The organism is Nocardia sp. NBC_01377, assembly GCF_045040005.1.
Classification (GTDB): domain Bacteria; phylum Actinomycetota; class Actinomycetes; order Mycobacteriales; family Mycobacteriaceae; genus Nocardia; species Nocardia noduli.
In genome coordinates this window covers 124,530-144,056 of record NZ_CP109567.1, presented here as the reverse complement: position 1 = coordinate 144,056, position 19,527 = coordinate 124,530, and the positions used below count along the sequence as shown (strand labels likewise).

The 19,527-nt window shown below is 60.8% G+C and carries 12 protein-coding genes; 10 read left to right on the top strand and 2 right to left on the bottom strand.

The features are described from left to right. The first annotated feature begins 216 nt into the window (after positions 1 to 216). Both OG225_RS41095 and OG225_RS41090 read left to right on the top strand, forming a co-directional pair. On the top strand, positions 217 to 1,215 hold the full coding sequence (locus OG225_RS41095) for a hypothetical protein (protein WP_331758546.1): 999 nt from the start codon (positions 217 to 219) through the stop codon (positions 1,213 to 1,215). 261 nt (positions 1,216 to 1,476) lie between these two features. Continuing rightward, positions 1,477 to 1,962, top strand: a complete 486-nt coding sequence (locus OG225_RS41090; RefSeq protein WP_331758545.1) for a winged helix-turn-helix domain-containing protein — start codon at positions 1,477 to 1,479, stop codon at positions 1,960 to 1,962. Between the two features lie 157 nt (positions 1,963 to 2,119). On the opposite strand, the gene OG225_RS41085 is transcribed toward OG225_RS41090, so the two are convergent. Continuing rightward, the gene (locus tag OG225_RS41085; protein ID WP_216917692.1) at positions 2,120 to 2,662 is read right to left on the bottom strand and encodes a hypothetical protein; all 543 of its coding nucleotides are present in this window, start codon (positions 2,660 to 2,662) and stop codon (positions 2,120 to 2,122) included. Between the two features lie 286 nt (positions 2,663 to 2,948). Here OG225_RS41085 and OG225_RS41080 point away from each other — a divergent pair, with 286 nt between their 5' ends. The 6 genes from OG225_RS41080 to OG225_RS41055 all read left to right on the top strand — a co-directional run bounded on the left by OG225_RS41080 (position 2,949) and on the right by OG225_RS41055 (position 16,306). Further along, positions 2,949 to 3,347 carry a hypothetical protein gene (locus tag OG225_RS41080; protein ID WP_405183651.1) on the top strand — a complete coding sequence of 133 codons (399 nt, stop codon included), beginning with the start codon at positions 2,949 to 2,951 and terminating at the stop codon, positions 3,345 to 3,347. Beyond that, a complete protein-coding gene (locus OG225_RS41075) occupies positions 3,344 to 3,907 on the top strand; it encodes a bifunctional DNA primase/polymerase (protein ID WP_331758543.1) in 564 nt (187 codons plus the stop codon). The genes OG225_RS41080 and OG225_RS41075 overlap by 4 nt, the downstream gene beginning before the upstream one ends. Continuing rightward, positions 3,904 to 4,107 carry a hypothetical protein gene (locus tag OG225_RS41070; protein ID WP_331758541.1) on the top strand — a complete coding sequence of 68 codons (204 nt, stop codon included), beginning with the start codon at positions 3,904 to 3,906 and terminating at the stop codon, positions 4,105 to 4,107. The genes OG225_RS41075 and OG225_RS41070 overlap by 4 nt, the downstream gene beginning before the upstream one ends. 2,171 nt (positions 4,108 to 6,278) lie before the next feature. Then, the gene (locus tag OG225_RS41065) at positions 6,279 to 7,340 is read left to right on the top strand and encodes a hypothetical protein (RefSeq protein WP_331758539.1); all 1,062 of its coding nucleotides are present in this window, start codon (positions 6,279 to 6,281) and stop codon (positions 7,338 to 7,340) included. A gap of 2,162 nt (positions 7,341 to 9,502) precedes the next feature. Then, positions 9,503 to 16,021, top strand: a complete 6,519-nt coding sequence (locus tag OG225_RS41060) for a PA14 domain-containing protein (RefSeq protein ID WP_405183650.1) — start codon at positions 9,503 to 9,505, stop codon at positions 16,019 to 16,021. A gap of 18 nt (positions 16,022 to 16,039) precedes the next feature. After that, positions 16,040 to 16,306 carry a hypothetical protein gene (locus OG225_RS41055; RefSeq protein WP_405183649.1) on the top strand — a complete coding sequence of 89 codons (267 nt, stop codon included), beginning with the start codon at positions 16,040 to 16,042 and terminating at the stop codon, positions 16,304 to 16,306. Positions 16,307 to 16,653: 347 nt separating this feature from the next. On the opposite strand, the gene OG225_RS41050 is transcribed toward OG225_RS41055, so the two are convergent. Beyond that, a complete protein-coding gene (locus tag OG225_RS41050; protein WP_331758533.1) occupies positions 16,654 to 17,286 on the bottom strand; it encodes a hypothetical protein in 633 nt (210 codons plus the stop codon). A 380-nt stretch (positions 17,287 to 17,666) separates the two neighbouring features. On the opposite strand from OG225_RS41050, the gene OG225_RS41045 reads away from it, so the two are divergent. Continuing rightward, positions 17,667 to 17,870, top strand: a complete 204-nt coding sequence (locus tag OG225_RS41045) for a hypothetical protein (protein WP_331758531.1) — start codon at positions 17,667 to 17,669, stop codon at positions 17,868 to 17,870. 170 nt (positions 17,871 to 18,040) lie between these two features. Further along, positions 18,041 to 19,471, top strand: a complete 1,431-nt coding sequence (locus OG225_RS41040; protein WP_331758528.1) for a DHA2 family efflux MFS transporter permease subunit — start codon at positions 18,041 to 18,043, stop codon at positions 19,469 to 19,471. Positions 19,472 to 19,527: the final 56 nt, after the last annotated feature.

Genomic DNA, 19,527 nt, shown 5'->3' with positions numbered 1-19,527 from the left:
ACCGATGCTTCCTCGAGCGAACTACTCGGTAGCGCATGGGAGGGATGCACACGGGGTTCGTACACTGCGCTGGTGAATTCCGGTGTATCGGCTGAGCATCCTGCTGGTTTCGAGGTGGATTTCAGCTATTGGTTCGACTGCGACTGCGGGCGACGTGTCGAGGTGACAGCTGCCGAGTACGAGCACCAGTGCGGCGGAGACGAGGAGTCATACCCTGTGTGCGAGTGCGGGGACACCGTCGATATCTCGGCAGCACACCCCGCCCTCCGCGATGTCGATGACATCGACTGCCACGACGATCAGGTGGACCGACACCTCTGGTATCACACCAGCCCTTATCAGGATTGGCCATCTCCGAGCTACCGGAGTGACATCGCCGCGCTGATCAAGCGATCGTTGCTACCGCCTTCCGACCACGAGAGCGCGATCGAGGGACGAACCTCGCTAGCCCTGCATCTGGGAACCTACGCCGCAGCAGTCGAGAACATGCTGCGGCGCATGCGCGATCAGGACTCGCCTGCCCATCGGTACTGGCTGCACCAGGTGCAGATCCACCTCGGCGCTGCAGATCTGGCGGCGGATGTCCGCGGTGAATTGAGCGGATGGTTCGGGGACGTGCCGATGACGGCGCTGGCCGACCTCGGCGCGCGGGCTGTCCGCTACGTCAACACTCACGAGTCACCCGGGTCGATCTCACTGGCCATTGACCCGGCGGTGATCGTGCGCGTACGAACCATCCCGCTGCCGCCAGCCGCGTCGGCGCTGCCCGCCACCGAGGAGGCCGATCAGGCCGTCGAGCGTGCAGTCGCTGCACTAGCAGCGGCACAACAGCTCCGACCCGACACCACCGGAATCCCCGAAGAGGAGATCTTCGAATCAGAGCTGGACCTTCTCATCGCACAGGCACATGGTCGCACCATCAGCGAGATCGCAGTACAGCGCGCAAGCGAGCTCGCCGCGCAGTTCGAGAAGTCTCGCGATCAGGAACGGGACACCCTATCGAACCTGCGTGCCGAACTCGCGAAGATCTATCTACCCGACGTCAATCCCCAGCTACGCGCCCGCGTGGACGACCCCATCCCTTTCGGTGCCGCGCCCGGACAGTACCACCAGAGGTTGCGTGAGCTGGCTGCCCCGATAGTGCGGCCACGGGCAGTGGTCAGGCAATTCGCCAACGCACCTTGGCGGACATTCGACCCGACGAACCACCCCTGAACACAGGAGTTCGAGCACTCGAGCCGTCGACGTTTCCTTGTCGGCGACGGTGGCCGAGCAGGACAACGTGGTCGCACTGATCGAGCCAGCGCGTTCGATCTGGCCCGACTATGTAAGGGAGCACTGCTTTGTCGACGGATCCCACGACCATCGGTGGATCGAGGCTAAGCCCCCTTGCCGAGAGTGGATGCAAGGGCTGAAACATCAACCCACACTGAGCTTATCAGTACATACTCTGATAAGCAGTGTTAAGGTGGCCGTATGGCGCAGTACTACGACCTCGCCGACCGGCTCCGCGAGCGTATCCAATCCGGCGAGTTCGCCCTGGGTGACAAACTCCCCAGCATCAGCGAAATCCAGAGGGAGTACAGCGTGCACAGCCTCAATACCGTGCGCGCGGCCCAGCAGAAGCTCGCCGAGGAAGGGCTCATCGAGACCCGTCAAGGTGCGGGAGCGTTCGTTGTCGGCACAGAATCCCTCAAAACCGTCGATATCCTCGGCGAACTGACCACCTTGCGTGATCGCATGACCACCGTCCTCGCGGCCATGGACAGCCAGCGCCGCCACAGCATCACCATCAACCTCGACGACCCCGCCGAGGACCATCTCTACTTCGTGCTCACCGACGCGTTGAGTGAATGGGCCTCCCAGCAGCGTCACGAGGCAGAGCATGATCAGCCCGAATCACGGATCGCGTGGGCCGAAACCGCTGAGCGGCTGCTCGCACGCATCGAGAACGCGCTGTAGTCGGCGCAGATAGTCCGCGATCGGACCGGAAGGCGATGATGAATACCGCCGAGAACCCCCGCCGGACAGGAGAACACGCGTCCGGTGCGCACGGTGTCCGACATCCCTAAACCGACAACGTGGCTGTCCCACGCCATTCGGGGCCAGCAGCCCGGGTCTAGCCGACGCAGGTACCGAAGAATCGGCACTCGAGGAGAGCGCGCGGGTCCAATGAGGCGGCTTGGGGTTCGAGTTCGGTGAGGATGGCGACGATGTCGGCGAGTCGCAACTCGTCGCCTTCGCCGAGGGGAAAAGACCGTTCGGCGGGGTTGTGCACCTCGCAGCCCGCTGGGCTACCTGCGGATTCGATCACGAACTCGACCGGTCTGGACTCCCAGCCCATCCTGAAACGACAGTTGAGAGGGAGGGGCGTGACATCGGGGAAGTAGTTCATCACCGCACCCCCGAAACTCGCCGGGTAGCGCCAGCCCGCTTCGGGATCAGCCGGATCGCCGGGCTCGATATGGCCGCTTTCGTCAGCGACCCACCCTCGGCGTGTCAGAAGCTCATGAAGAGCATGCAGGTGCTCGACTGTGGGAGCGGGGTAGCGAATCACATCCATTTGTCCGGCACCTCTCAGGCGGTTGGTTGCGGCAGGACAGCCAGTCACCGTGCAGCGCAGAGTGTCTGGATAGGCCGTCATCACCATACTGCCGGTCATCGAGATGGGCGGCCGGGTGGGATCGGCATACTGTTTGCCGCGTTCCTGTTCTCCTCGGCCGAAGTTCGGAGGTTACCCACTCATGGCCTGGGCTCCGCTGGTGTCCGCGATCGAGGTTCGTCGGGATGTGTCGGTGGTGGCCGTTATGGTGGTGCGTGGCTGTCCGCCAGCCGGTCCGAACTCGCCCGCCCACGCCCGGGAGCGAGTGCTCCACGGGCGAAGACGTCTCAGACTCCGCGGTGCAGAACCCGTTGCTGTGGCGTCGATGTCGCTGTGGTGGGGCGGCGTGGGTGACCTCATCGGAGAGCGAGCACCCTTCATGCCCCGCGAATCCCGCGCGCTGACCCGCGCCACCCGCGCCCGCGCCGCCGACCGCGGCCTGCCGTATCAGCAGGCGCGCGCCGAGGTGATCGAGATCCACGCCCGCGCCGAAAGCGACGATATGAGTTTCGCCGAGGCCCAAGCCGTCTACGACGACCCGCTCAACCAGCTGTTGTGTCACCGGTGCGGCTGGTTGAACGGGATGACCTGCCCGCAATGCGGTGGCTGTGGATGTTTCAACGCTGTGTGCAGCGGGTGGCGCCACGACGAGTACATGCACGAAGACGAGAGGGCCGAGCGGAACGCCTGCCCGGAATGCGGCGGGGACACCACCACCGGATACGACTGCCGGTGCGACCAATGACCACCGAACACCCGGTGCCCGACCCGATCCCGCTGCTGGCACGCGGCCTGAGGGTGTTTCCGCTCCCGCCTGGAGAGAAGGTCGCGCCGGCGGGCTGGCAGCACACACTGCTCACCGGTGACATCGCCACCGTCGCGGCGGCGTGGCCGGAAGGGGCGAACATCGGCGTCGGATGCCGCGCGTCCGGGATCGTCGGCATCGACCTGGACCGCCACCTCGAGGGCGGTGTCAACGCAGGAGCCGACGGCGTCGCGAGATTCGCCCAGGTGTGCCGACGGTGGGGCCAACCCCGCCCCGTCACTTTGGAGGTGGCGACCCCGAACGCGGGCCGCCACTTGTACTTTCGGGTTCCACGCAGGCTGACTGTGGCGTCGGTGTCAGGTGGGACATCGCCGCTGGGACCCGGTATCGACATCCGCGGGCCCGGGCTGAGGCTGGGCGGCTACCTCGCCGGACCAGGATCGGTGATCGGCGACCGCGCCTACACCATCGAAACCGACGCACCTATCGCGCTACTGCCCGGCTGGCTGGCGGCCCTGATCGGACGGAGAACCCGATGAAGTTCCGGATCACCGGCACCCTGGACGAACTACACCGAGCCCGCGCCTTGCTCGGTGAAACCTTGCACGTCCGAGAGGCGTCCGAGCCCTACCCCAACCGCGGCGACTCCACCCTGTACCGGCTCTACGTCGACGCTGACCTTCCCACCGGCACAACGACTCCCGCAGAGGCGCCGGACCAGGGACGTGATGGTTGGTGAGCACGAACAGGTCGAGCTCGTCCACCGCGAGTACACGCCGCTAGTTCCTGTTAGGGTCGAATTCCGTGTCAATAGCACGTTCTTCCAAGGGATTTCGCGTGCGAGCACGTGATCGTCCGCGCGGTCCGCATCGACCAGAACTTGAGCAGAGCGAAGCGTAGATTCGTGCGCGCGTAGTCTGCGCCTCACGTCGGTCGTTCCCGCAGGCTGTCGGGCACAGGTTGATCTGGACTGGCTCGCCGGTAGCCTCCCCTGCGTGGCAGGTATCGGACTCCGCTATTTTCCCGTCCTTCGTGTCCGCTCGCCGTACGATTCGATACTCGATCGGGGCTGTATGTCGTGGGCTGGCGGGTAAGTCATGGTCAGTTCGGCGGCCGGTGGGTTGTTGAGGCATCGTAGGAACCGACACTCGCTACGTTGACGTAATTCTCGATCTCGCCGTTGCGCACTGCGGGGCGGCAATTCGTAGCTGAACAATCGGTCACAACGCGGTCCAGGTGAAGCTGCTTCTGCGCGGTGCCGAATATGTGATCGCCGCAACAGGTTCCACGACCGTTCGACAGAACGTGGATTCAACAATCGACCTGGAACGGAAAGCAGCCACGCAGACGCGGTGTGGTCGGCGCGGGCTCGAGTGCCGGTGTGGGCTCGGGTCATCGGGGACGGGCAACTGCGAGGCCCGCATCGTCGACCGCACGCTGTCGTCGCTCGTAAATCCGTGGCTGACCGCGCCAGTCCATCGGACAGGCGGTCAGCAACCCGATATCTGCGTAATCATCGTTCGGCGCCTCGATTTCACGGATGCTGCAAGGGGTTCGTCCGTGCGTCGCGCTTAAGATCGCGGAGCATTTTCTCATCGTCATCTTCGCCGAGGTTAGCTATATAACTGTCTGGTATCGAAATGGTGTACGCAAGATTTCTTTGACAGAGTTCGCATCTGTCCAGCATGAAGTGACCTACGCCACGTTTACATAAGCCTTAGAGGCTACGTAAAGTGCAGACTGGTCGGTATTATTTGCGGGAATGCGCCGATCACTTGGTCGGGCCCGCGCGGTGTGGTGGAGTGAGATGAGGGTTCGTCGCCAGTTTGGCGCGCTGAAGTACCAGCGATTCGTGGCCCTTTGCGGTGTTCTGGCCTGGTTCCCAGGGTTGTTCGTGACTGTGATGTACGTATTACGTGTGCTGCCGAACGTTTTCGATGCGTTACGGCCGAAAGAGCGTTGGATTCGTGGTCAACCTGCCGGATTTTCGACTGGGGAGACGTCTCGGTATATCTGTCGAGGTGAATCCGGGGAATGGAAACCCCGCAGTCAGGTCAGAATTCGGCGCGGGCAGCGACATTCGTACTCATTGTTAGCAGGACTCTGTCTGGATCGGGTCATCGTCGAGAGGTGTTCTTTCGATGGCTTCAATTCCGTCATGCTGCTTCAGCGAGGGGCAAATACTTTGGACTACGTAGATTCCTGCTGAAATACCTGCCTGCGTAGTTAAGTGGATTGGTGCCGTCTGTTGCGGTCTGTGACAGTCGTGTAATGGTGAAGGCGATTGGTCTGAGCGAGGCGGATATTGCTGTCTGTATCCAAGCTCGGATACTGCAGGTCGGTGCTGATGTGTCAAATCGGTACTCAATCAGTCTCGGTTTCTCATAACCTAAATGTTGGATGCGTCCCTGGCATATTGGCTTGCTGGGTGTTGGAGGTGTGGTTCGATGAAGAGAATAAATTTGGTAGTAGCTGGAATGGCTGCCGGTATTGTCCTTGCAGGTTCTCTGGGGTCGATGGCTGGCGCTGTCGCAGAGCCGATCCCGCTTACGCCATATTCGGCGGCCGAGGAGGCCGTTGACGCGCCGAGCGAGTCGGGTGAGGGAATTTCGCCTGCCGGGAGCGGCTCATCGTTTTCGGGTCCAGGGTTTGCGGGGTCCTCGACCACCGGGTCATCGGGCTCTTTCAATCCCGGATCGAGCGACGGAAAGGGCGAAAGCGGATCCGCCGAGACAGCCATAGCGGGGTTTCTCGGCCGGATCATCCGCGGAGTCGTGACGGGTTCCTGAGAGCTCATCTCGTCCAACCATCTGACGCGCTGCTCTCGGGTTTCGTTCTTTGACTGTGTCGGGTGGCGTCGGCGAGTAATTTACCGCGATTCGTTGTGCAGTGAGAAGAAGGCAAGACCAGATGCGAGCAGATGACAACAGCGAACCCGAAGATGACAATCCCGAGACCCACCAGGGCATTGCAATTCCTAGGAGGATCACGGATTTCGATAGCAACAGCGAGGCGGACCCGGATGCGACCGTCGTGATCATGCTGCCCCAGCAAGCTTTTGATGACGGCGTGGTTTTGGATGTCGATGTGGTCGTAGAAGGCGAATTGACCGACGTGGAGTCCGACGGTGCCGACGGCCGGCCCGTGCCGTTGCTGAGTCGATGGCAGCGGTTCGTTCGAACAGTGGGAAAAGACGTTCTCAGGCGGCACCTGCCCTACGCGGCTGTCGCGGCTGTCGTGGTCAGCGTTGGTGTCGGTCTGTGGATCATTACGGCGGGACCATCAGAGAACTCCGAGACGGTTGGTGATGCCGCGGCATCGGCGGAGCTGGCGACGCAGAGTTTCGACGACATCACCGCCTTGATCCCCGGTGACTACACCCCCACCGAACTCGTGCCGACCGCACCGAGTTCGATGTCTGAAATCCCGAGCGAGGTAGCTCTTCCGGGGCAGGACATGAGTGCTGAGTTCGGAGTTGCCGAGGACCCGACCGTCCCTGGCGTTGTCACGGTGACCGAGACCGCGCCCGCTGAAAGCATCGGCGATCCGGTCGTGGTAGAGACCGTGACGCAAACACCGACCGAATCCGGTGTTCCCTCGACTGTGACCGAAACGTCGACTGCCCAACAATGGCCGAGCGTCTCGCTCAACGGAAGCGTTTCGATGCCACCGGTGACCATTCCGCAAGGAACAGGAGCGCCCCAGATCGTGGTCGTACAGCCGTCGACCGTCACTGTGACGGTGCCGGCAGAGACCACGTCTACAACCGCGGGGCAGTCTCCCCCGAAGTCTGCGGTGCCCAGAACGACGACCGCGAGACCGAGTGTCTGCCGCACCCCTGCGGCGACCGACAAGCCGAAAGCCAGAACAACGACTGCGTCTCCAGCGTCGACGACTCAGTCGGTTCACCCGTCCACGCCGACTACCCCGAAGAAATCTTCCTCCACCACCACGGTGCGGCCATGCAAGTAGCGAATCGGAGAGCGAGGGGAACTAGTTGGATCCCACGTGGTCGATGAAGCGCATCGGCGAACTCCACCGGCGCTGTCTCGGACTATTGCTGATCGGAAGCGGGCTGTTCGCAACCATCAGTTACGGGGGGCAGCAGGATTCTCGGGGATGGGAGGTGCCTGTGTCGGGCGAGATGATGCCATCAATCGGATTGGTGGCAAGCGACAGCGTTGCGGACCCCTTGCAGGAGTGGGCCCGAACCAGGGCTGACCGTTACGCAATTCCCGCACGAGCACTCCAGGCGTATGGGTATGCGACCGTGGCCCTCGGCAGAGCGCAACCGAACTGTCATTTGGGGTGGACCACCCTCGCTGCCATAGGTCGCGTCGAGAGCGACCATGGTCGCCACAGGGGTGCCCGGATCGGAAGCGACGGGCAAGTGAGTCCACCGATCCGAGGAGTTCCACTGGACGGAACCAACGGCAACGCCCGGATTATCGACCCCGCAGGAGCAGAGCGACCGGTGTACGCGAGGGCGGCAGGGCCCTTCCAATTCATCCCGGACACCTGGAAACGATGGGGCACCCGCGCCGATTCCGACTACCAATCCATAGCAAAAAGCCCTCAAAACGGGAAATTCGCAGAATCCGACCAAACACAGGGAAACCCGGACGATATCGATGACGCGGCACTAGCCGCCGCGCGATACCTATGTGCGGCAGGTGGCAACTTGGCTACCGCCGACGGCTGGCGAAAGGCCATCTACGCATACAACCACTCCGACGCCTACGTCAGGAAAATATACGAAACAGCCATCAACTACGCGAGATAACCTGCTCGGATCGCGAGGTCGAGCCGCATCGCGGGTGACGGTCGCAGTCCAGATCTGCGAACGCTGACACACGAACTTCCGCCCAGCATCAACGGCTCGGCAGGGTTGCGGCATCCACAGATCTTTGCCAAATAGTGCCACCTGTCGCACGCGTCAAATTCGCGTTTCCGACCTTCACGCACCTGAAACCAGTCTTTCCCCTCCGTCGGGGAACGAAAGGTTTGCTGTATCCGCTGGCTGCAAGAAATCCGTGCTGGGAGGCGAGGATAAAAACGACTTTCTTCCTCGATTTGTCAGCCCCGCGAGGGCGTGTTACAAAACATAATGCCGATCGATCGAAATGTCGGCCGCAGTCCGCTCGGCGGGGGCCGAATGGGACGCGATCAATCCAAGATGAGGAGTATTCGATGAATAGGTGTCGTAGCGCGATCGGAGCCGCCATTATGGTGGCATCGGGCCTGACATTCGCGATGGCGGGCACCGCCACAGCAACGGCCGAGGCCCCGAGTGTTGTGGCCGAGGCCAGTACAGGCTCGGCGAACACACTGATCGGCATCCTCGGATTACTAGCTACCGGCAGCAGCGGCTCCGGTTCATCGGTGAGCTTCGGTACGGGCAACGTCGCTGGAACGACACCATCGACGGGAAGTTCGGGCACCGGCAGTGCGGCATTGTGTACGACCAATCCGAGCACTGCCGGCTGCCCCAAATAGACGCGGGTTGGGCGCAGGGCCCAACCCCGGTCCGTCGCCGAGAAGCATGGGGCTGCCGGGTCGTTGGGAACCGGTAGATACCAACGGTGGCGGATAAAGCGGTGCGGACTATCACGACCAAGACGTCGATGAAGTTCAACTGCTTAATGTGAGATTGCATTGAGCGAGCGTCTTCGGTGGCGGAGGTGACCGTCCATCGGACCTGCTCGATAGAGGGTGAAGTCGGTGAGGGGACCATCGCGCTGCAGCGCTGCGATCTGTGAAGAATCTCCGGCCGGAGATACGAGTGAACGACTCCGACAATGGGTCATCGTCATCGGTATCAGATATGTGTATGGGATAGGTGTGGGTGTGGGTGTAAGCCTTGCGCAGTCCTGGGTCCGGGCTCGACGGAGGCATTCACAGTCTTCTTTAACTGGCATTACAGCACGAAGTCTGAAGTTTTGACGTCGGTGATTTCTGTATTGAACCGCACGAGGTGATCGGATTTCGCCTCCTTGGTTGCTCGATCCATGAATTTTCGGTCATCCCCAGTCTCCTGGGGTTTCGGTGTTTGGTTGTGGAGTGTGATGAGGGTTCGTCGTCGGGGTAGCGCGTTAGTGCGTTGGTTCCCGGTCTTGTGGGTCTTCCGTAGTGCGGTGGCCTGGTCGGTTGTGTTGGTGGTGTTGCTGATCGCGACGGTGACCCAGGTCGTGGTGTCACCCGTCGCGTTGGGTGCGCCGCGCCCGAAGGATCCGCGGTCGATGCCGTTGATGGTGTCTGACGCGAAGCCGAAGGCTGATGTCAGCAATCGGCAGGCGGTAACACCGGAGGCGGACTTCTCGCCGTTGCTCCCGACCGGGGGTACTGATGGGAAGAGCAGTTTCGACCCGAAGACCTCGAAGGAGACCGGGCGCACCGAAGACTCGATCGAGTTCACCAACGCCAACGGGACCAAGACGTTGGTGTTGTCTCAAATTCCCCTCGGCGTTCCCGACGGCAAAGGCGGCTGGGATCCGGTCGACACCCGCCTGGTAGAGAAGAAGGACTCCAAACGAGTCACGGCGGTCCGCACTGGGGTAGGGATCGAATTGGCGGAGTTCGCCAACGACCCGGCGCTGTTCAAGGTGAACCAGGGCGGTGTACCAGTCACTCTCGAACTCGAAGGCGCGGGTAAAGCCGGCCGCAAAGTCGACGGGTCGACGGCAACCTATGCGAACGCTTTGCCGAACACCGACGTGAAGTACGAAGTGTCGGCGGAGGCGATCAAGGAATCGATCATCCTCAAGAACGCCTCCGCTGTCGGAGAGGGCAAATGGTCGTTCACCTTGAACACCGGTGCCTTGACCCCGAAGGTCGAGGGCAAGATCGTCAAGATCTCCGACGACACAGGCAAAGTTGTGGCGTCCCTGCCGCCGATCGCAGTGTGGGATTCAGCTGGCAGTGAAAAGGACAAGAAGGGCTCGGCGCGCACGGGTGGCACTTATACCCTGGCACGTGACGGGACTGCCTGGAAGCTCACGGTCACTGTCGACAAGAGTTGGTTGAAGGATTCTGCTCGCAAGTTTCCGATCGTGGTTGACCCGACCTACACCTTCGGGTACAACATGCAGTCTGAGGCGATCGCCTACAAGCAAGGTGCCCTCGGCTGCACTCCGGAAGATGACTGCGGAATCGCCGTAGGTAACGCACGAAATCTGCTTGGGCAGAACGGCTTCTGGCGCACGGCGCTTCGCTACAATCTGACGCCGCTGGCGAACAAGACTGTCACTGGTGCGCGCCTGGACCTGAAACTGTTGGCACCCATCGCCGAGATGAAGCCGGCGTCTCAGTTGACGTTGTATCAGGCGACTTCGCCATTGGGGTTCGGCGCACTCGGACCAGAGCTGGCCTCGGCAAGCATCGGCGAGAACGGGTCACTCTCAACCGCGGCACTGTCGAACGTGATCGGTGACCGGGTCAAAGCAGCCGACAAGAATTTGTGGGTCATGCTAGCGGGAACAGAAACCAATACGTACTCTTTCAAGCAACTGCTCGCGGCGCTGATCATCGACTATAGCGAGGGCGGCGCGCCGGTTCAGGGCCCCCAGGTGAATCCAGTGGGGCCAGTTGAGGACGCGATCGTCGCGACCGACACCCCAACCCTGGAAGTCAGTGCCGCGACCGCTGGCACATTGTACTGCTTCAAAATTTCCACCGGTTTCGACGGCCGATCCGGCAGTGTCGTCGACTCGGGCTGCCTGAATACGCCGAAATGGACAGTGCCCCGGTATGTTCTACGCGACGGTGGTCGCTATACCTGGACCGTGGCGACTGTATCGTCCGGTGGCGCGACACCCACGGCATCGAATTGGGTTCGACACTTCACAGTCGACAAACGAGTGGGTTTGCCCGGTCCAGCGCCGGTTGACAGTGCAGGCCCTGTTGCGGTCAACCTTTTCAACGGCAACGCACACACCGAGGCTGCGGGTCCACTGTTCGAAGCTCTTGGCGGTTCGGCCGGTGTGACGTTCGCATACAACTCACGCCAAGGGGGAGATTCTCACGGCGTGCGGGCATCGTATTTCAACGATGCCGATCACAATGGTGCTGCGGACTCCGTACCGATCCTGGTGCGCAGCGAGCCGCAAGTGAACTTGGACTTCGGCAACGCGTGGAGCAATGTGTCGGAAAACCTTCCTTGGAAGGAAGATCCGATGCCTGAAGCTCTCGACGACCAATGGTTCGTCGTCCGATGGGAAGGCTACTTCCAGGTGCCGGTGACCGGTGATTTCAGCTTCGCCGGTAGTCATGCCGACGGCGCCAAGGTCTGGGTCGACAACAACATTGTCTACGACGGTCCTAACGCCGCGACGGTGAGCACTGCTTTCGCGACAGCATCAACCAAGAAGTCAACCGATGTGACCTTGACCGCAGGACAGCGGGTGCCGATCAAGATCGAACTCTATCATCGCTCGACCAGTAATCCGCGAATGGTTCTGTGGGCCAAGAGCACCACGGGCACTACCCAACGCACGCACAACTGGACCCCGAGGATTGTCACAACCGATTGGCTGTATTCTCAAGATCCCTCACCGTTGCCAAACGGTTGGACCATGGGATTGATGGGCAGTGATTACGTCGAGGCAACGATGCTCGATGGATCAGTTGTTCTCACCGATACCGCAGGCGGCAAACATACCTGGGCGAAGTCTTCGAACGATGGATACACCCCGCCCAAGGAAAGCGATGGCGCGCTCGGAATCGATGGAGGTGGGCGGATCTCGGTCACCGAAAACGGTGTTGTTTCAGTGTTCAACGTCGATGGCACACTTGGCGCTGTCTCCAAGGTTGAGGACAGCAAGAAGCCTGCTTCGCTGCAGTATCTCTACAGTGGGTCGCCCGCCCGTTTGACCCAGATCAAGGATCCGGTGTCTGGTCGGTCCCATACCTTGTTCTATAACACCGACAACAGTAACAACTGCTACGGCGGGGCCGCCTTCCCGACAGGTGCCTATTCTGCGCCTGCACAGAAACTCTGCCGCATCCGATACTGGGACGGGACCGAGACGCGCCTGTGGTACATCGTCGGCGCGCTTGGGCGGATCGAGAACCCAGGCTCAGAAATTCGCGACTACAGCTATCTAGGAATCGAGTCGGCCAAACTTGCCTACGATCAAGCAGGCAACGACAGTGAGAAAAAGCAGAGGGCGATCGACAGTGTAGGGGAATTGGACGAAATCCGAGATCCTCTAGCGGCCGATTGGCTAGCGACTCAGACAACAGCGCTGGACGGCAAGACTGACCGAACAATTTTGGACTACGACGCATTTTATGACGATCCTCAATTCTTGGCACCCCCGCAATCTCGGGTGATTACTGTCACTGCTCCTGCCCCGAACGGCCGGGCATTGGCACCCCACCAAACGCATCTATACCGATACGACGTATTCGGTAGGCAAGCGTCGGTGGACATCGCAGGTATCGACAAATTCGGTGTGCGCACCGTCACCTGGGACGATGCAGGGCGCGTGCTCAGTGAAACTGATGCTGTCGGCGACACATCCCGAATGGAATGGAACTCGAAAGACAAGCCCACCGTAATCATTGACACGACAGGTCGTCGCACAACGCTCATTTACGACCATGCAGACCGGTTGATCGACCGATTCGGTCCGGCAGGCCCACAGTGCTTCAACGGGCAAACGCCGAAACCGGAGTGCTTGGCGAATATGCCGCACACTCACCGAGCTTACGACGAGAACCTGACAGGGCTGGAGTCTGCGTTCTACGACAACCCGTTCCTGGCGGGTGTCCCGAAGGAGTGGGCGACTGGTGTCGGTACCGCCACGGGGGCACTACACAGGACATGGGGTTCGACCCCGCCGGTCGCCAATAGCGGCGGCTGGTCAGGTCGATTCCTTGGCGAGATCGAATTCCCCGACGCGGGCGAGTATCACCTCGGATTCACCCTCGTTGACGGTGCCCGACTGTGGATCGATGATGTCCTGATCGTCGACAGTTGGACCGACAAGCCGGCTACCACGACTGCGGGTGCCTCCTACGTTAACGACACATCAGGTAGCCGGCATCGGATTCGAGTCGACTACTACAACCGCAGCGGGACCTCTGGTGCGCTCGAGTTCAAATGGAAGCCTCCGGGCACGGGCACCATGGTGACCGTTCCAGGGCAACATTCGGCTCCGCGATACGGGCTTGAGACCAGCAAGATCACCTACAGTGCTTCTGGGGGGCCCGTCGAACGCGCAGCGTCCATCACAAGCGCGGTGGGGTACTCGGATGCGGCAAATGGCACCGATCCGGTATTCGGTCTCAAGACAACTCAGATCGCTGATCCGGGTGGGCTGAATCTCACGACTCGTGCCGTTTTCGAACAGCCTGGACAGGGTTTCCTGCGACAACTCTCAGCAACGATGCCTGCCGGTGACCCCACCAATATCGACAATCGCGGCACGTCAACCTACTACGGCGACACCGAGACTCGCGCAAACCCGTGTGATCAGCAGTCTGTTGCTGTCAGTCAGGGCGGCAGGGTCAAGACCGTGCAGGCATCCAAGAACTCGCAGGGTGTAGCCAATACTCTCGAAACGGTCTACAACGCCGCAGGGCAGATCGCCGCCGCTCGTACCAACAATGAGCCGTGGTCATGTCTGAACTACGACAGCCGCGGCCGAACGGTGAAGAAATCGTTCCCAGCTATGGGCACACAACCGGCTCGGACGATCACCTACAACTACGCCGTTGGTGGTGACCCTCTGAAGAAGGCGACCAGTGACGAAGGTGGCACGACCACGACAGTGACCGACCTGCTCGGTAGAACGACCACATATACCGACGCCAACGGCGTGACAACCGCAACCGCATACGACCTTGCCGGGAGAATCACGAGTCAGACCAGCACGATCAAGGGTGTGACCTCCAGTCTGAATTTTCATTGGGACATCGCATCGCGCTTGACCGGTCTAGATTTGGACGGGGCCAGCGTGGCGGTCCCTGAATACAACGCAGGATTAATGCGAGGCGTCGCATATGGCAATGGAACCAGCCTCGCCATCACCCGCAACGACGTCAATTCGATCCAGGCGTTGGCATGGCAAGTGCCGGGCTCAACGGTTACCAGTGGCGTAACTCGTTCCCGGGACCAACGCATAATCGACGAGTCCATCTCCGATACCGCCAACCCAGGCTCGGATTACAGCTTCGCTTACACCTACGACTCAGTCGGTCGGTTGGTCAAGGCTGCGGTGCCCCACCATCAAATGACCTACGGGTACGCAAGTGACAACGGATGTGGGCCCAATCCAAAGGCGGGTCAGAATACAAACCGCACATCCTTGGCCGACAGCTTCAATGGTGCCGCGCCCGCCGTCACCAACTACTGCTATGACAACGCCGACCGCCTACTATCGACCAACGGCGCCACTGACTTGGCGCTGACCTACGACCAGTACGGTAACGCGATCACGATCGGAACAGACACGCTCGGCTACGACTCGACCCGTCGGCATGTCGCGACCAACACTGCGTCCGGGTACGCGATCGGCTACACCCGCGATGTCACCGATCGGATCACGGCGCGGTCAGTGCAGGTCAACCAGAACCCGGCACAAGTGACCCGCTATGGCTTCCTTTCCGATTCCGGAGGGCCTGACTTCGTCCTCGACAACAACGCGAACCTCCGTCAGCGGATACTGAAATTGCCTGGTGGAGCCCTTCTCACCAAGACCTATGCTCCGACCGGCAGCAGCAACTGGTCGTATCCCAACATTCACGGCGACATCATGTTCACCGCCGACGGAGTTGGCACCCGAACTGGGACGATTCATCTCTACGACCCATTCGGACAGAATATCGACCCGGTTACCGGCGTGTTCGCAGATATCCCTATTCCGGCTACTGCTGAAGGCGGTATGGACTTCGGGTACCTCGGAAAGCACACCGTCCCGATCGAACACCTTGCGAGCCAACAAGCTCTGGAGATGGGGGCCCGGACATATTTGCCGATTCTGGGTAGGTTCCTGCAAACCGACCCGGTCCCCGGCGGATCAGCCAATAGCTATGATTACGCAAATGCTGATCCGGTGAACAACCGTGATCTTACTGGTGAGAACAGCAACCCGATGGGCAGCCTTGAGCCGGGGCAAGGTGGCCCATCCGGAAGTCCCGGTTGGGATGGCTTCGTCGGGGACATGTACCCAGGGGCCTTCAACACACCACGTGGTGGGACCAATAGTGGCGGCGCTGGCGGAACGGCCAACGGCGGTCAGGGGCCAAGTGCCAAAGGTGGGCCTGGTACCTCTGCACCTGGCGCCCTTGGAAGCAATTCCAAACCTGAAGTACCAGCACCGGGCAAGGCTGCGACACCGCAGACACAACAGAACATTCATACCGGTTACAGCAACGGCCGAACCTTGCAACAGATCAGCGGAGACCTATTCGGTCGCGGCAAGGCAGTCAATCCGTCGAGTCTGATCGGGCAGCGGAGCGCCGAGGAGTTACGACGCATAGCTACACGTGAGGACGCCGTAAGGATCCGAGATATCTATGCAAACGCCGCAGCGAACAATAAGGGTGGTCGAGATGCTTCGAGAGACGAGAACGGCCTGACCGTACCTGAGTCGAGGGCGATCCTCGCGCAGGAAGTGATCGATGCCTGGGATGGGACACTAGGTCGTTGACGATGGAAAGGACGAGCGATGGCAGATTCGACGATGGTTGATATACGGTTCTCTGCAGGAGGTGAAGAACAAACAACGGTCCAATTCGAGCCGCTCGGGACAAGTTTCGACCTCGAAAACCAAGACTTCATTGTCCTCCGAACGCCGAGGGAGAAGGTTGACTCAATTCAAGTGGAGATCTTTCCTTCCTACATCAAAGTTTGGGTGGCGTACCCCGAAGATCGTATCTGGTCGGACGAGCACATTATCTTGGATCGAGATGGTATCGAGATTGCGAGGCTATAGGAGGCTTTGTGTCACACGATTTCATAGCGAGTTGCCTGCACGGACCTACGGAGAATGACATCCACTGATTGAATCGCAAAATATTGAACGCCCGGAGTGGGTTGCTGACGTCAAGCTCACTCTGGGCGTTCAGGCTATTTACGGGGACGGTGCGGTCGGTTTAGGTAGCTCATCGTTAATCAGAATGGACAGGCAGAAAGCCTCAGATGTCGAACATTGTCTTACAAGCCGCCGCCAGCGTGGACGCCCGAACATACACAACGCCCGCCACCGCTTCGACCGCCTCGATCGCCGTGTTGAAACAGCAGGCCCACAACATGATCAACACAGCCGCACACGGCCTGATTTCACGCAACTTTCCTTACGTCGAGTTGCGGGAGCAGAAGATGGGCACGCCGAGGTAGGTCGGCGAGGCGGTGGTGGGGGTGCGCTGCGACTGCGGAAGAGTGCGACGGCGTGAGCGACGGAATCCTTACGGGTGGATCAGGGGCAGCCAAGGCGGCCTCGATCAGATCCGAGCGTGCATCGTTGGTCCCCTCGACCAACCGCCCCACGTCCTCTCCGCTTTCGGCCAGGCGCAGTTCGACGCCGTTGCGGGCCAGGATGCGGTTGATGGTCCATCTGTAGAGGATCTGGGCGGGCCGTGGGGTGAGCACCGAATAGTGCCAGCCGCAACCATCGAAGTTGTGAAAGAAGTGTCGTCGTGGCCTCGCCACGAGATCGTGAAAGATCTCGACGAGGTCGAAGAAGTTCATCTCCTCCCAGTTCGAGGGCTGCGGTGACCACAACGCTCGACTACCGATCCGGTCGGCGATCAGGGTGTCGAGGGCGTCATCAGGATTGGCTCCGGCGTAGTCGTCGTGTACGCCGGCGTCCGGCGCCGCCTTTTGCAGGTATCCGCGGTGCTGGAACTCGTAGATCGCAGCGAGCCACTCGCGTTGCGCCGAGTCGATGTCCCGCTCCGGCTGGTCGATGGTCACCGGGGTCGCTATCCGTTTGGAGTAGTACGCCCGGGGCGCGTGCTGCTCAGGCAGCGTTGACGCCGCAGCGACAAGGTCTTCGAGGAACTCCCGCTCAGGATAAACCGACTTCCGACTTCTGGAGGAAGGCGTCTCCCACGGGTCGTCCGCTGGGACCGCTGGCGATGACGACCACCCTCCGCACAGCACCGCAACTGCTCGCCGCCGCCGACACACCGACAGGTTGATCTTACAGCTTCACAAATCCGCGAATGTTCTTTCCGCACTGCCGAAATCGGCGCATCCCGGCGCTATCGCGGCGATGAAGGAGATCTACAATCATCCTGCTCAACGCCACAGACACGACCCTGGCCGACGCGATCGAGCACGCCGCCGCACTCGTGCGTGAGCAACTGACCGAATTCCACTCCCTGCATACCGGACTCACCGCGCGCTGCGCGGGACTCGCCGACACCGCATTGGGAATCATCATCGGCGAGCACATCGACGACCTCACCGGCGCGGTGCGAGCCACCTGGGTGTGGCAGGTGCGCACCGCGCGCTACAAAAGCGCCTCCATCTTCACCGAAAACCACGAGCACTGAGCTTGCGGGTAGGGATCCTCCTGAGGCCCGCGACGCCCAGTTCTCGGAGTGACTACGGAATCGATGTTGTGAAATAATCGAAGTCAATGTATTTTCGGTGTCAGTTCGATTATTTGCGGTGCGAGGCTGTCCGATCCCCTTGCGTCGCCCCTTCGACACAGGAAGCGCAGATGGTCACCACACAGACGTCCCAGACTCCGCCGCCGCCGATCAGTGATCGGCAGCTCAACCTCACGATCGCCACGCTCGGCGTGGGTGCTATCGCGAGCATCCTCGACTCGACCATCGTCAACGTGGCGGTCGGTCATCTCTCGACGGTGTTCCATGCCGAACTGACACATACCCAATGGGTCATCACCGGCTTCCTGCTGGCGATGACGGCGATCGTCCCGCTCTCGGGCTGGATGATCGACCGGTTCGGCGGACGCGCTACCTGGTTGCTGTCGTTGAGCGTGTTCTTCATCGGGTCGATTCTGTGCGGAATCGCATGGAATCTGAACTCGCTCATCGTGTTTCGAGTAATCCAAGGGCTGGGCGCGGGTTTGATCCTGCCAGCCTTGATGACCTTGCTGACCCAAGCGGCTGGTAAGGCGCGGCTGATGACCGCGATGTCGAGTTTCGCGTTGCTCGTCCAGGTTGGCCCGATCCTGGGTCCGGTCGCGGGCGGCGCCCTGACCGACGGGGCGAATTGGCGCTGGCTGTTCCTGGTCAACGTGCCGTTCTGCGTCGCGGGAATAGTAATGGCGCTCAAAGTTCTCCCGCGGCATACGCCTAGTGCGCAGAAGCGCTCACTGGATATCGTTGGCCTGACGCTGCTCGCCCCGGCTCTGGTCGCACTGGTCTACGGCGTCGGCAACATCGACGCCACCGACGGTCTCGCGGCGACGAATGTCTGGATCCCTTTGATGATCGGTGCTGCCCTGCTGGCTGGATTCGTCGGATGGTCGCTCTACGACGGCGCCCAAGCACTCATCGATGTGCGACTGTTCGCCGATCGCGGCTTTTCCGTTGCCAACGGACTGTCGATCCTGTCCGGCTTCACCATGTTCGCCGGCCTGCTGATACTGCCGCTGTACTTTCAGGCGGTACGCGGTTCATCGATCATCGAATCCGGTCTGCTACTGGTGCCGCAAGGTCTCGGTGCGGCGGTGCTCATCATCTTCGGCAAGAAAATCCTGAGCTCGGTCGCAGCGCGCTGGAAGATTCTCGGCGGTTTCGTCGCAATGGCGGTGGGGACGATCCCATTCGCCTTCGCCGGAGCCCGCGAGATGACCTGGCTGCTGATCCTGGCACTGTTCGTACGCGGACTCGGTATCGGTGCGAGCACACCCGCGATCAGCGCAATCGCGGTCGCTGGACTGCCCAGCGATCAGATCGCACGAGGGACAACAGCGTTCAATATCGTTCAGCGCGTGGGAGCGCCGTTCGGAACCACCCTTGTCGCGGTAATTTTGGCCCGTGCCCTCGCGACGGCCGGATCAGGAGTCGAAGACATCGCCGGCGCCTACGGCGTCGCCTTCTGGTGGACCATCGCCTTCACCGTCCTGCCCGTCGCACTGACCTTCCTACTTCCCGCTAAGCAGGTGCATTCCACTCACTGACGCGCAGACATGTAGTGGGGCCGGCGATGACCATCGCCGGCCCCACTTGATGTCGT

Coding starts and splice junctions, on each gene's coding strand:
- OG225_RS41090 (WP_331758545.1), top strand. CDS start 1,477: ATGGCGCAGTACTACGACCTCGCCGACCGGCTCCGCGAGCGTATCCAA.
- OG225_RS41085 (WP_216917692.1), bottom strand. CDS start 2,662: ATGACCGGCAGTATGGTGATGACGGCCTATCCAGACACTCTGCGCTGC.
- OG225_RS41075 (WP_331758543.1), top strand. CDS start 3,344: ATGACCACCGAACACCCGGTGCCCGACCCGATCCCGCTGCTGGCACGC.
- OG225_RS41070 (WP_331758541.1), top strand. CDS start 3,904: ATGAAGTTCCGGATCACCGGCACCCTGGACGAACTACACCGAGCCCGC.
- OG225_RS41065 (WP_331758539.1), top strand. CDS start 6,279: ATGCGAGCAGATGACAACAGCGAACCCGAAGATGACAATCCCGAGACC.
- OG225_RS41055 (WP_405183649.1), top strand. CDS start 16,040: ATGGCAGATTCGACGATGGTTGATATACGGTTCTCTGCAGGAGGTGAA.
- OG225_RS41040 (WP_331758528.1), top strand. CDS start 18,041: ATGGTCACCACACAGACGTCCCAGACTCCGCCGCCGCCGATCAGTGAT.